A 12257-nucleotide genomic window follows, 5' to 3' on the forward strand; every position below is an offset into this window, starting at 1 on the left:
GTATGGTGAGGGCGTTGCCCCATCCGCCCGCCCGTGAAGGGTTCTTTGTCATGTCTTCAGTTCTCGACCAGCGGCCCGCGCCGCCCGCCGCAGGCCCGCGTCCGGTGCCGCCGCGCCGCCGGACGCGGATGCTGGCGCTGCCGGAGGCCCGGTGGGCGCTGGCCTCGCTGGTCCTGTTCCTGATCGCCCTGCCGCTGGATCTCTTCGGCGCCCCGGCGTGGGCGTGGGCGCCGCTGTATGCCGCCGTCTATGTCGCAGGCGGCTGGGAGCCGGGATGGGAGGGGCTGAAGGCGCTGAAGGACAAGACCTTGGACGTGGATCTGCTGATGGTCGTCGCCGCGCTCGGCGCCGCCGCCATCGGCCAGGTCCTGGACGGGGCACTGCTGATCGTCATTTTCGCCACGTCCGGGGCGCTGGAGGCGGTCGCGACCGCCCGCACCGCCGACTCCGTACGAGGACTCCTCGACCTCGCGCCGACCACCGCGACCCGGCTCCTGACCGGCGGCGGCGAGGAGAGCGTGCCCGCCGACTCCCTCAGCGTCGGCGACACCGTTCTGGTGCGGCCCGGCGAGCGGATCGGCGCCGACGGCCAGGTGATCGACGGGACCTCCGACGTCGACCAGGCCACCATCACCGGCGAACCCCTCCCGGTCGCCAAGAAGCCCGGCGACGAGGTGTTCGCCGGCACGGTCAACGGCACCGGAGCCCTGCGGCTCCGCGTCGAGCGGGACCCCTCGGACTCGGTCATCGCCCGGATCGTGAAGATGGTCGAGGAGGCCTCCGAGACCAAGGCCCCCACCCAGCTGTTCATCGAGAAGATCGAGCAGCGCTACTCGATCGGCATGGTCCTCGCCACGCTGGCCGTCTTCGCGATCCCGCTCGCCTTCGGCGACGAACTGCAGACGGCACTGCTCCGCGCCATGACGTTCATGATCGTCGCCTCGCCGTGCGCGGTGGTGCTGTCGACCATGCCGCCGCTGCTGTCCGCGATGGCCAACGCGGGCCGCCACGGCGTCCTCGCCAAATCCGCCGTCGTCATGGAGCGCCTGGGCCAGGTCGACGCCGTCGCCCTCGACAAGACCGGCACCCTCACCGAAGGCACCCCCCGCGTCACCGACATCCACCCCGCACCCGGCTCCGGCTTCACCGAGAACACCCTGCTGGCGCTGGCCGCCGCAGCCGAGCACCCCAGCGAGCACCCCCTGGCCCGCGCCGTCGTCCACGCTGCCCGCGAACGCGGCCTCGGCCTCGCCGAAGCGACCGATTTCACCTCCACACCCGGCGCGGGCGTCAGCGCCACCGTCGACGGCCACGCCGTTCAGGTCGGATCGCCGGCCTGCCTCAGCGCCGATACGGAGGCGAGCCGCCTGGTGCAGGCACTGGAGGAGCAGGGCCGCACCGCGGTACTCGTCCTGCGCGACGGCGCACCGACCGGAGTGCTGGGCATCTGCGACCGGCTCCGCCCGGACGCCAAGGCCACCGTCACAGCCCTTACCGCCCTCGCCGGCCGCCCCCCGGTCCTGCTGACCGGCGACAACGAGCGCGCCGCCCGCCGCCTGGCCGCCGAGGTCGGCATCACCGACGTCCGCGCCGGGCTCCTCCCGCAGGACAAGGTCGCCGCCGTCCAGGAATGGCAAGCCGAAGGACGCCGGGTGATGGTCGTCGGCGACGGCGTCAACGACGCCCCCGCTCTGGCCGCGGCCCACACCGGCATCGCGATGGGCAAGGCGGGCTCCGACCTCGCGCTGGAGACCGCCGACGCCGTCATCGTCCGCGACGAACTCGCCACCATCCCCGCCATCGTGGACCTGTCCCGCAGAGCCCGCCGCCTCGTGATCCAGAACCTGGTCATCGCCGGGATCTTCATCACCGTGCTCGTTGCCTGGGACCTGATCGGCACGCTCCCGCTGCCACTCGGTGTCGCCGGCCACGAGGGCTCCACCGTCATCGTCGGCCTCAACGGCCTGCGCCTCCTGCGCGAACGAGCCTGGAAGAACTCCCTCGCCAGGGACACCGCATGAGTGGCCGCGCCCGCCGCGACCGCACGGCTGCACCGTCCGGGGAGGCCGGCGCCCCGCACCATCACCGCCTGCCGGGGATGCTGCTGCGGCACCCCCGCCAAAGTGCCCTGGCTGACCACGAATCCCGGCACACCGACTGCCGCGACGCGTGCGAACCCGCCACCGTCATCCAGCCTGCCATGCGGTGTTCAGGCTGATCCCTTACCGTGCCCGCAGACCGGCGGAGCGCCGCGGGCACACCTGGCAAGGAGTGACGAACGTGAGCAGCGTCCCTTCGTCCGCAGCCGGGTTGCCGGACGAGCTCCGCGGCGTCTGGGGACGGCGGACGCGGTGATGATGGGGCTCGGGGCCGCCATGACCGGCGCCGGGATCTTCGCCTTCCTGGCTCCGACCGCCCGCGCGGCCGGAGCCAAGGCGTACGCGTCGCGGCCGCGTACGCCGTCGCGCTGACGGCGGGAGCGACCGGCCCGGTATCGGCGAAGACCACCGGCGGTGGACCCCAACCCCGCTCCATCGAAAAGGACTTGGGGACGTCGGGAGCCACCGTCACCCTGATCACCGGCGACCGGGTCCTCGTGGACGCCCGAGGCCGGGCCGGCGGTATCGAGCGGGCGAAGGGCCGGGAGGGCACCCCCTTCTTCACACAGACCCACAACGGCCGTACCTGAAGTCCGCCCGCAGCGAGATGCGTTCGTCCGACGGCACCACCCTCCGCCGGACCCTGTCCGCCCTCGACGCGGACGCCGTCAGCAGCGCCGAGGCCACCGACAGCACGGGCGGCCTGTGGGACGCCCTGACCCGTCGGCGGAGCGACGGCTCGGCGGCCACGACCTCCGGCATCGCGCGCATCTGGCTGGACGGGGTGCGCAAGGCCTCGCTCGACCGCAGCACCGGCCAGGTCGGCGCTCCGGCGGCCTGGGTCCGCTCGTACGACGGCCCCGGTACGAAGATCGCCGTCGTGGACACCGGGATCGACGCGACCCACCCGGACCTGGCCGGCCGGGTGGTGGCGGCGCGGAACTTCAGCGGCTCCCCGGACGCCGAGGACCGTGTCGGGCACGGCACGCACGTGGCCTCCACCGCATCCGGTACGGGGGCGAAGGACGCCGGTTCCTGGGCGTCGCCCCCGGGGCCCAGCTGATCAACGCCAAGGTGCTGGACGACCGGGGAGCCGGTGACGACTTCGGTGTCATCGCCGGCGTCGACCGGGCCGTCGCCCAGGGCGCCGATGTCGTCAACATGAGCCTGGGCCGCCGGTCGGACAGGGTGTTCCGTACGGACTCCGCCGCGTCCACCTCGTCCGTGGCGAGTTCCGCGGCGTGGGCGTCGAAGCGGGAGATCTCCATCAGATCCTCCACCAGCACGGCCGGTCTGGTCGTCCCGGCGCTGATCAGACGCACCGCCCGCGCGGTGTCCGGGCCGAGATCCTCGGCCACGTCCGCGACGGCGAGCATACCGGCGAGCGGGGTGCGCAACTCGTGCGAGACGTCCGAGGCGAAGCGCCGGGCCCGCCCGCCGGCGTCCCGCAACTCCGTTACTGAATACTCCAGTCGGGCCGCCGACTCGTTGAACGTCCGGGCCAGCTCGGCCATTTCGCTCCGGCCCTGCACAGGGATGCGTGTGTCGAGCCTGCCACCGCCCATGGAGTGTGCGGCACGCCGCAGTTCACGGACGGGGCGCAGCACACTGCGCGCCGCGAGGAGCGCGGGCACCAGGGCCACGGCCAGCCCCGGCAGCGCACGGTCGCGGGCGGCGGTCACCAGCGCGTCGATGTCCACCTCCTCGTTCGTCATGGGCATCACGGCGTACGGAACGAGGCCGCTCGGCACCGCGCGGCCACCGGCGACGACCCGGGGCAGCACCGTCATCCCGATCGTCAGATACGCCTTGCCGTCCTTCACGACGCGCTCGAAGCTGCCGTTCGGCGAGGTGTGCGGGGCGCGGCGCAGCTCCGCGGTGAGCACACCGGAGACGGGCCGGTCACCCGAGGAGGCGCGCACGGAGCCGTACTCGGCGAAGACGATCCACGGGTGGGGCTTGGCGCGTGCCGCGATGTCGTAGAGGTGCCACCGGAGCCCGTCCGGGTCCAGCGGCAGGCCGGGGACGAACCGCTCGGCCTCCTGGCGGAAGGAGACGACGGCGGTGTCCTGCGCACGTGTGAGCACCGCGTTGCGCGCCTCGCGGTAGGTCAGCGCGGCGGTCGTGAAGGCGCTGACTGCGGCCACCAGCAGGAACGCGAGCACCAGCCGGGTACGCAGCCCGAACGCGACGGTCGCCGCGGGCAGTCTCACAGCGGGCCGAAGCGGTAGCCGAGGCCGCGCAGGGTCTGGATGTACCGGGGAGTGCCGGACGGTTCGCCGATCTTGATGCGCAGTCGGCGCACACAGGCGTCCACCAGGCGGACCTCGCTGTGGTAGCTGAGCTCCCAGATCTCCTTCAGGAGCCGCTGCCGGCTGAAAGTCCTGTTCCGGCATCGTGGACAGGTGCAGCAGCAGCTTCAGTTCGGACGGTGCGAGGGGGAGCGGGTCGCCGGCCCTGAGGACGGTGTGAGCGGCGCGGTCGATGGCGAGTTCACCGCCTACAACTGCGCTATATCACAAGGCTGTTGAGTCCCTCCCAGAGCGGAGACAAGTGCATCCCGCGGAGGGATCCGCCGGCGCGGCCGGTGACCTGCAACCTGGCACCGGATGAGGCGGAATGTCTGCGGCCGTACAAGAAGGAGACGTTCGCCAAGGACGTCGCCGGGGCGCGCAGGGGCGCGGACAGGTGCCGGGCGAACGCGGGCGCCACACTCCCGCACATCACCACGCGCATTTTCAACCACCAGTCCGCCCGCGGCGTGCTGAGCCGTTCGATCTGGGCGTTCCGCAGCACGAACAGCACCCCCGTCCCTAGAGGAACAGCCGATCGGCGCGGGCCCCGGGACTCCAGAGGCCTTTCGGTCTCCGACGCGATGTAGGCGCCCATGCGGTGGCCGAAGAGCGCATTGATCTCACGGCCGCGTCCGCCGGTCGGACGCCCGCGCCCTCACCCCTCCCTCCGGGACCGCCAGAGCAGCCAGATGAAGTACGGCGCGCCGATCACGGCGGTGAGCAGGCCCACCGGGATCTGGGCCGGGGCGATGACCGTGCGGCCCACCGTGTCGGAGACCACCACCAGCAGCGCGCCGAGCAGCGCGCCCACCGGGACGACCCGCACATGCCGCCGGCCCACCAGTGCCCGGGCCGCGTGCGGTGCGACCAGGCCGACGAAGCCGATCACGCCGACCGCCGCCACCGCCCCGGCGGTCAGGACGACGGCGATGGACAGCAGGCCGAGCCGGGTGGTGCCCAGGCGGACACCGAGCAGCCGGGGCGTGTCCCCGTCCAGCCCGATGAGATCGAGGTCACGGCGCATCACGGCCAGCACCGGAAGCGCGGCTGCCAGCGCCACCAGCACCGGGATCAGTTCCGGGAACGTACGCCCGTACGTCGACCCGCCGAGCCAGGCGAGCGCCTTCGTCGCGTTGTACGGGTCGGTGAGCACGATCAGCAGGCTGACGAACGCGCCGCCGCCCGCCTGGACCCCGATACCGATCAGTACCAGGCGGTTCTGCTCCAGCCCTCGGCGTGCGGCCAGGCCGAAGACCAGTGCGGCGGCGGCCGCCGCACCGGCCAGCGCGGAGCCGCCGATCAGCCAGAAACCCGCCAGCGGTACGACGGTGAGGACGGCGACCGCCCCGACGCCCGCCCCGCTGACGACGCCGAGGACGCCCGGCTCCGCGAGGGGGTTGCGCGACACCGCCTGGACGACGGCGCCCGCCACCGCCAGCGCCGCACCGGCCAGCAGGGCGGCGGCGACCCGGGGGACGCGGGTGTCCAGAACGTACGTGGTGAACTGCCCCGACCGGCCGAGGAGCCAGTTGCCCACATCGCCCAGGAGCAGTGTGGCGTCGCCGAGAAGCGTCGCCGCCACCACCGCACCGAGCAGCCCCACGACCGTCACCACCAGCGTGAGGACGAACGCGCGACGGCTTCGGAGCCGGGCGAACGCCGTCGAGCCGCCGTCCGTGCCCATGTCGCGTGACCGGTAGGCCAGGAAGACCAGGACGAGCGCGCCGAAGCAGGTCGTGACGATGCCGGTGGGCACCTCCGCCCCCGCCTGGGCGCCGAACACCGCGCGCAGCAGCACATCCGCGCCGAGCACCACGAGCACGCCCGCGAGCGCCGACGCCGGGATGAACGCGTGGTGCCGGACCAGGACCGGCACCCACGTACTGAGCAGGCGGACCACGGCCGGCGCGCACAGGCCGACGAAGCCGATCGGCCCCGCCACCGTCACGGCGACCGCCGCCAGCAGCACGGCGAGGATCACGGCGATCGAGCGAGTCAGCCGGGGACTGACGCCCACGACCGCCGCACCGTCGTCCCCGAGGGCGAGGATGTCCAGCCGCCGGCCCATCAGCATCAGCCCGGCGAACGCCACGAGCGCGATGGGCGCGAGCCGGTCGATGGACTGCATGCCGATCTGGGCGAGCGCGCCGTTGCCCCAGGCGAACAGACCGGTCGTCTGATGGGAGCGCAGGAGCAGGAGCATCCCGCTCAGCCCGGACAGGGCGAGGGTGAGCGCGGAGCCCGCCAGCACCAGCCGGATCGGACCGGCCCCCGCCCGTGACAGACCGAGGACGACGCCCGCCGCGAGCAACCCGCCGAGGAACGCCGTACCGCCCGCCGGGAGCGCGGGCAGCGTGATGCCGAACGCGGCGACGGCGACGACCGCGAGGTACGCCCCCGCGTTGACGGCGAGGGTGTCGGGGGAGGCCAGCATGTTGCGTGACACCGACTGGAGGGCCGCGCCCGCCGCGCCGAGCGCGCAGCCGACGAGGAGCCCGGCCGCGAGCCGGGGCAACCGGGAGTCCAGGACGACGGCGGCGCTCTGCTCGTCGGCGGTCCGGCCGGACGCCGGGCCGGTGAGCAACTGCCAGAGCGTGTGCAGATCGACGGCGGCCGTGCCCTGGCTGATGTGGACGACCGAGAGGGCACCGAGGGCCACAAGCGTGGCGAGCGCGAGGAGGAGCACGCGGCCGCGGCGGGCCGGGCGGCCGGGCGCGGCCGGGGACGGTGCCCCGGCCGGACCGGCCGCGCCCGCCCCCGTCTTCACGGGGGCGGGCGGGGCGGGAGTGGTGCGGGTGTTCATCGTCAGGCGGTCAGCGCGCCGACGAGCGCGTCGATGTACTCGCGCATGGCCGCGGTCCCGCCGAACATCCAGATGCCGTCGGGCAGCCGGTGGACCTGGTCCTTCTTCACGAACGGCAGCGACTTCCACACCGCGTTGTCCTTGAGTCCGTCGGCGAACGGGTCACCGCCGTCGGAGTCGTTGGCGATGTAGGCGAACCGCGCGTCCCCGATCTTCGTGAGCCCCTCGACATCGGTGGCCGCGAGACCGTAGGCCTTGTCGCCCTTGAGCTTCCACGGGCTGACCAGGCCGAGTTCGGTGTTGACGTCGGCGAGCAGCGAGCCCTTGGCGTACGGGCGCACCGAGACCTGGTTGCCCTCCTGCCAGCCGTCGGCGAAGGCGAGTTCCTTGCCGCCGAGACCGGCCGCCGAAAGCTTCTTCTTCCCGTCCTCGATCGCCTTGCGGAAGGAGGCGATCTCGCTCTTGGCCTTCTCCTCGGTGCCGGTGGCCTCCGCGATGAGGTTGACGTTGTCGACCATCTGGTCGATCTGCCGACTCGCGTCGGCCGAGCGCACCACGACGACCGGCGCGGCCTTGGACAGCTGCGCGATGGCCGAGTCGGAGAGGTCCGTGGTGGCGACGATGAGGTCGGGCTTCAGGCCGGCCACGGTGGCGACGCTGGGCTCACCCCGGGTACCTATGTCCTTGACGTCCTCGGTGAGCGGCGCGGACTTGTCGTATGCCGTGTAGCCCTTGACGTCGGCGACGCCGACCGGCTGTACGCCGAGAGTCACGAGCGTCTCGACGACGTTCCACTCGGTGCCGACGACCCGCTTGGCCGGACCGTCGAGCGTGACCTTCTTGCCGCGGGAGTCGGTGACCGTCACCGAGGTCTGCTTGGCGGACTCCTTCTTCGGCGCCTCTGTGGTGCCGCAGCCGGAGAGAGCGAGGGCGGCCGTGGCGGCGAGGGCGGGCCAGGCCAGGTGCTGGTTCTTCATGAGGGGGTTCAGGGCCTTTCGGTACGGAGGTGGTGGCGGCCCACCGCGCGGGTGCGCGGGATGCCGGTGGAGGGGTCCGGTTCGACGTCGATCCGGATGCCGTAGGTCTGGGTCAGCCGCTCGGAGTCGTAGACCTCCGCGGGGGTGCCGGAGGCGGCGATCCGCCCCGACGAGAGCAGGACGACCTGGTCGGCCACGGCGGCGGCCTGGTCCAGGTCGTGCAGGACGACCCCGACGGTCACGCCGTGGGTGTCGGCGAGATCGCGTACGAGATCGAGGATCTCCACCTGGTAGCGCAGGTCGAGATAGGTCGTCGGTTCGTCGAGCAGCAGCACGTCGGTGTCCTGCGCGAGGCAGCAGGCGAACCAGACGCGTTGGAGCTGACCGCCGGAGAGGCTCTCGACGCCGCGGTCGGCGAAGTCGGTCAGGTTGGTGACGGCGAGCGCGTGGTCGATGGTCCGGGCACCGTCGGGGTCGCTCCCGCGCAGCCGTCCCCGGTAGGGGTGGCGGCCGAAACCCAACACGTCCCGCACGCTGAGCCCGGCCGGGGCGTTGCGGCTCTGGGCGAGCAGGGTGATGCGGCGGGCGAAGTCGTTGCGTGACAGGGCGAGGGCGTCGACCGGCTCGGCGTCGCCCGGGGCACACACCGTCACCGTGCCGGTGCGGGCCTTGTGCAGCCGGGCGACGGCGCGCAGCAGGGTGGACTTCCCGCTGCCGTTCGGCCCGATCAGGGCGGTGACCCGACCGCGCGGCAGCCGCAGGTCGGCCCCGTGGACGACGTCGGCCCGGTCGTACGCGACGGTCACGTCACGGGCGTCCAGGCCGACGTGGCCGACGGCGCTGTCGGGGCCCGCGGCGGGGCAGGGCGCGGTGGTCCGGAGCGGCGGGCTGTCTTCACGGTCGTGGGCAGGAGCGATCACGATGGTGAGGGTAGCCTAACCTAATTCGATGCTTCATTCGGTATACGGAAAACCCGGGCCCGAGGGTCGTCGAGGGGCCCGGCGGTCGCCCCCGGGCGCGGCTGCGAGGGCGTGGATGGGCCCGAATCGCGTTGGTTTCCAGTCGAAGCGGCTCCTGAAGGTTTCCGGTCGCTCCGGAATCACCGCAGGTCAGACGGTCGTTTTCCATTGAACCGTCGGATGCTGTCCATATGCTGGACGACCTCCGTGGCCCTTGTGAGCTGCCCGAACGACCATCCGGTCGGTTCGAACGAACATCTGCGGCTGGAAGCGGGCTGTCGATGTGCGCCTACTGTCCGCATGCGTAAGACTCCTGACCGCAATCAGCACCCGACCGAGGAGTTTTCACTCATGCGACACAACCCTCACGCAATCTTCGCGACCATCGCCGCGAGCGCCCTGGTCCTCGGCGGCCTCGCCGCCACCTCCGCCCACGCGGCGCCGACGAAGGCGGAGAGCCTCTACGCGCCCTCCGCCCTCGTCCTCACCGTGGCCCAGGGCGAGGACCCGCTCACCGCGACGGTCAAGCGGGCGGTCACGCTCACCTGTGCCCCGAACGCCGAGGGCACCCACCCGGACCCGGAGGCCGCGTGCGCCGAACTCGACTCGGTCGGCGGACAGTTCACCGCGCTGGCCCGCACCTCGCCCGACCGCATGTGTACCCGGCAGTGGGACCCGGTCGTGATCACCGCGCACGGCGTCTGGCACGGCAAGCGCGTCACGTTCTCGACCACGTACGGCAACGCCTGCGAGCTGGCCGGCAGCATGAACGACAGCGCCGTCTACTCGTTCTGAGCCTGTGCGGCACTCCTGGGGGAATCCTGCGTCACCCGGGTCCCCGGGTGACGCAGCGCGAACAGAACGCGATGGCCAGGACGATCGCCGCCGGACGGGCACCGCGCTTGTCCAGGATGCGGCCGCCCCACTGGGAGGCGAGGCCGAAGCCGATGAAGAAGTGGAGGAGGTAGAGCGCCGCCTGGTTCGGCGAGGCGCTCAGGGAGACCTTCCCGGTCTTCTACTTCGCCTCCGTGTACGCCTCCCGGTGGAGCGGCGGGGCCGTGCGCTGGTGCTGTCCTTCGGGCTCTCCGGGGCTCTCACCGCGGTGGGGCCGCTGCTCGGCGGCTGGCTGACCTCGTGGACGTGGCGCGCGATCTTCTGGGTCAACGTCGCCGTCGCCGTCGTCGCGATCGCGCTGAGGCTGAGGTCATCGAGACGGCGAACAGCATGGCCGCGAGAGCGAGGCTCTGATGCGGGGATCCGGCCCGGCGGCCTCAGGCCGCCGGGCCGGACGATGCCGACTCCGGGCCGTCCCCCTTGGAGGTGTCTGTGCCCATCCGCTCATGGTGCTCGGCCTGCCACGGTGCTGCATCCCGAGCGGCCCCCGCTCCTGCACTGACCGGGGCTGGCTACTTGCCGGAACCGGAGTACGGCAGCAGCGCCATCTCGCGGGCGTTCTTGATGGCCGCGGCGAGCTGCCGCTGCTGCTGGGCGCTCACCCGGCTCACCCTGCGGCTGCGGATCTTGCCGCGGTCGGAGATGAACTTCCGCAGCAGATCGGTGTCCTTGTAGTCGATGTACGTGATCCTCGCCGCGTCCAGCGGGTTCGGGCGGGCCTTGAGCGGCTTACGGGGGTCCTGTTGGCGTGCCATCGGGGCTCCTTGTGCGGGTGGTTGGGGGTACGGGGGTGACTCGCCGGTTCACACCGGGTCGAGGAGCGCGTCGAACGCGGCGGGCAGGTTCTTCCACGCCTCCCGGCCGGCCTGGTACTCCTCGTCGCTGAGCAGGCACGACTCCAGCAGCCCGGTCAGCCCGTCGCGGTCGAGGCCGGGGGAGACGAAGACCAGGTGCTGGCAGCGGTCGCCGTGCTCGGGGTGCCAGTCCAGCGCGGCCGCGGCCTGCCGGTAGGGCGGCACCAAGGCCCAGGCCGCGTCCGGGAGGGAGGCGAGGTAGGGGCCGGTGTTCTCCACGCAGAGGGCGCCGCCCGCCGCATCCCAGGAGAGCAGGGTGTCGGGCCGGTCCGCGAGCCAGAACCTGCCCCGGCTGCGGGCCGCCGCACAGCACAGGTCCTCCAGCGCGTGGTAGAGGCGCTCGGGGTGGAAGGGGCGGTGGCGCCGCCAGACGAGCGTGGAGACCCCGGCCTCCTCCGCCTCCTGCGGCAGCAGCGCACAGGCCGGATGCTGACCTGCGGCAGCCGCCTCCACGTCGAAACCGGCGACCGCGAGCTGCGCCAACTCGGCTGCATGCGCCGCGACCTGACGTGCCATCGGGTTCATCTGACGGATCAGCGCGCGGTCCTCGTCGTCGGCGGCGGGGCTGTCGGCCACGGCGAGGACGGGGGCGTACTCCACCTGCCGGGCCCAGGTGTCCCCGATGGTCCGCTGGTCGGCGGGGGCCGCCGCGAGACCGGCCTCCGCCAGGTCGTCGCCGTTGGTCAGGCACGGCAGGACGAGGGTGGGGTCGACCGCGGTGATCACATTGGTGATCTCGAAGCTGTCGGCCCCGTGGACCGCGATGACCTCGGCCATCGACTTCGGCTCCACGGAGTCCCACAGCTCCAGGACGGCCAGGCGGGTCAGCCCGGTGTCCGCCAGCCGTTGCAACTCGGGGACCAGATCCTCCCGCAGCGCGCAGCACGCGCAGTCGTTGACCAGGGGTGTCTCGCCGGCGGCCAGCTCCCCGGTGGCGTCCCGCAGGGTGCGGCGTACGGTCCCGTCGGTCGCCGTGGACAGGTCGTGGTGGAGCGCGACGCTGTGCGGGACCTGGGAGAGCAGCGCCTCCACCACCTCGCGCCGCACCTCCGAGTGCAGTCCGCAGACGATGACGACGGGCAGTTTCCGCCGCTGTTCCTCCGTCACCGGGCCTCACCGCGCCCGTACCGGCGCTCGAAGCGCTCGACGCGGCCCGCGGTGTCCAGGACGCGGGCGGTGCCGGTGTAGAAGGGGTGGCTCGCGGAGGAGATCTCCACATCGACGACCGGGTAGGTGCGGCCGTCCTCCCACTCGACGGTCTTCTCGCTGGTCAGCGTGGAGCGGGTGAGGAAGGCGAAGTCGGCGGCCTTGTCGCGGAAGACGACGGGGCCGTAGGCGGGGTGGATTCCGGGCTTCATGAGGGGGTCCTAGCGGTCG

Annotated in this window: 9 protein-coding genes and 4 pseudogenes; 5 read left to right on the forward strand and 8 right to left on the reverse strand. The window is 72.4% G+C overall.

Annotated elements, in window-relative coordinates:
• Nucleotides 1–50 precede the first annotated feature (50 nt).
• From AMK21_RS10690 to AMK21_RS33670, 3 genes and pseudogenes are all read left to right on the forward strand, one after another.
• A complete protein-coding gene (locus AMK21_RS10690) occupies nucleotides 51–2021 on the forward strand; it encodes a heavy metal translocating P-type ATPase (protein ID WP_073876522.1) in 1971 nt (656 codons plus the stop codon).
• Nucleotides 2022–2545: 524 nt separating this feature from the next.
• Nucleotides 2546–2689, forward strand: coding sequence for a hypothetical protein (locus tag AMK21_RS35945; protein WP_234421904.1), 144 nt, complete (start codon nucleotides 2546–2548; stop codon nucleotides 2687–2689).
• Between the two features lie 17 nt (nucleotides 2690–2706).
• Nucleotides 2707–3272, forward strand: a pseudogene (locus tag AMK21_RS33670) (S8 family peptidase); the annotation flags it as partial.
• On the opposite strand, the pseudogene AMK21_RS10710 reads toward AMK21_RS33670, so the two are convergent.
• The 5 genes and pseudogenes from AMK21_RS10710 to AMK21_RS10735 form a co-directional block, all read right to left on the reverse strand.
• Nucleotides 3272–4312, reverse strand: a pseudogene (locus AMK21_RS10710) (HAMP domain-containing protein); the annotation flags it as partial. The pseudogenes AMK21_RS33670 and AMK21_RS10710 sit on opposite strands and share 1 nt — an antisense overlap.
• Nucleotides 4309–4597, reverse strand: a pseudogene (locus AMK21_RS10715) (winged helix-turn-helix domain-containing protein); the annotation flags it as partial. The pseudogenes AMK21_RS10715 and AMK21_RS10710, both read right to left, overlap by 4 nt.
• Before the next feature lie 451 nt (nucleotides 4598–5048).
• A complete protein-coding gene (locus AMK21_RS10725; protein WP_073876530.1) occupies nucleotides 5049–7196 on the reverse strand; it encodes an iron ABC transporter permease in 2148 nt (715 codons plus the stop codon).
• A gap of 2 nt (nucleotides 7197–7198) precedes the next feature.
• Nucleotides 7199–8173, reverse strand: coding sequence for an iron-siderophore ABC transporter substrate-binding protein (locus AMK21_RS10730; RefSeq protein ID WP_073876532.1), 975 nt, complete (start codon nucleotides 8171–8173; stop codon nucleotides 7199–7201).
• An 8-nt stretch (nucleotides 8174–8181) separates the two neighbouring features.
• The gene (locus tag AMK21_RS10735; RefSeq protein ID WP_199863156.1) at nucleotides 8182–9093 is read right to left on the reverse strand and encodes an ABC transporter ATP-binding protein; all 912 of its coding nucleotides are present in this window, start codon (nucleotides 9091–9093) and stop codon (nucleotides 8182–8184) included.
• A 390-nt stretch (nucleotides 9094–9483) separates the two neighbouring features.
• Here AMK21_RS10735 and AMK21_RS10740 point away from each other — a divergent pair, with 390 nt between their 5' ends.
• Nucleotides 9484–9927, forward strand: coding sequence for a subtilase-type protease inhibitor (locus AMK21_RS10740; protein ID WP_073876534.1), 444 nt, complete (start codon nucleotides 9484–9486; stop codon nucleotides 9925–9927).
• A gap of 241 nt (nucleotides 9928–10168) precedes the next feature.
• A pseudogene (locus AMK21_RS36845) lies at nucleotides 10169–10333 on the forward strand (MFS transporter); the annotation flags it as partial.
• Nucleotides 10334–10538: 205 nt separating this feature from the next.
• Here the strand turns inward: AMK21_RS36845 and rpsR are convergent.
• Genes rpsR through AMK21_RS10760 form a run of 3 tightly spaced genes read right to left on the reverse strand, consistent with a single transcriptional unit; the run spans nucleotide 10539 to nucleotide 12238 of the window.
• Nucleotides 10539–10781 (reverse strand): 30S ribosomal protein S18, encoded by a 243-nt coding sequence (rpsR, locus tag AMK21_RS10750; RefSeq protein ID WP_073876536.1) that lies wholly within the window; start codon nucleotides 10779–10781, stop codon nucleotides 10539–10541.
• Nucleotides 10782–10829: 48 nt separating this feature from the next.
• Nucleotides 10830–11987: a CobW family GTP-binding protein gene (locus AMK21_RS10755; RefSeq protein WP_073876538.1), complete on the reverse strand. Its 1158-nt coding sequence runs from the start codon at nucleotides 11985–11987 to the stop codon at nucleotides 10830–10832.
• Nucleotides 11984–12238: a type B 50S ribosomal protein L31 gene (locus AMK21_RS10760; protein ID WP_018512979.1), complete on the reverse strand. Its 255-nt coding sequence runs from the start codon at nucleotides 12236–12238 to the stop codon at nucleotides 11984–11986. Before AMK21_RS10760 ends, AMK21_RS10755 begins: the two co-directional genes overlap by 4 nt.
• Nucleotides 12239–12257: the final 19 nt, after the last annotated feature.

Source organism: Streptomyces sp. CB00316, from assembly GCF_001905595.1.
GTDB lineage: Bacteria > Actinomycetota > Actinomycetes > Streptomycetales > Streptomycetaceae > Streptomyces.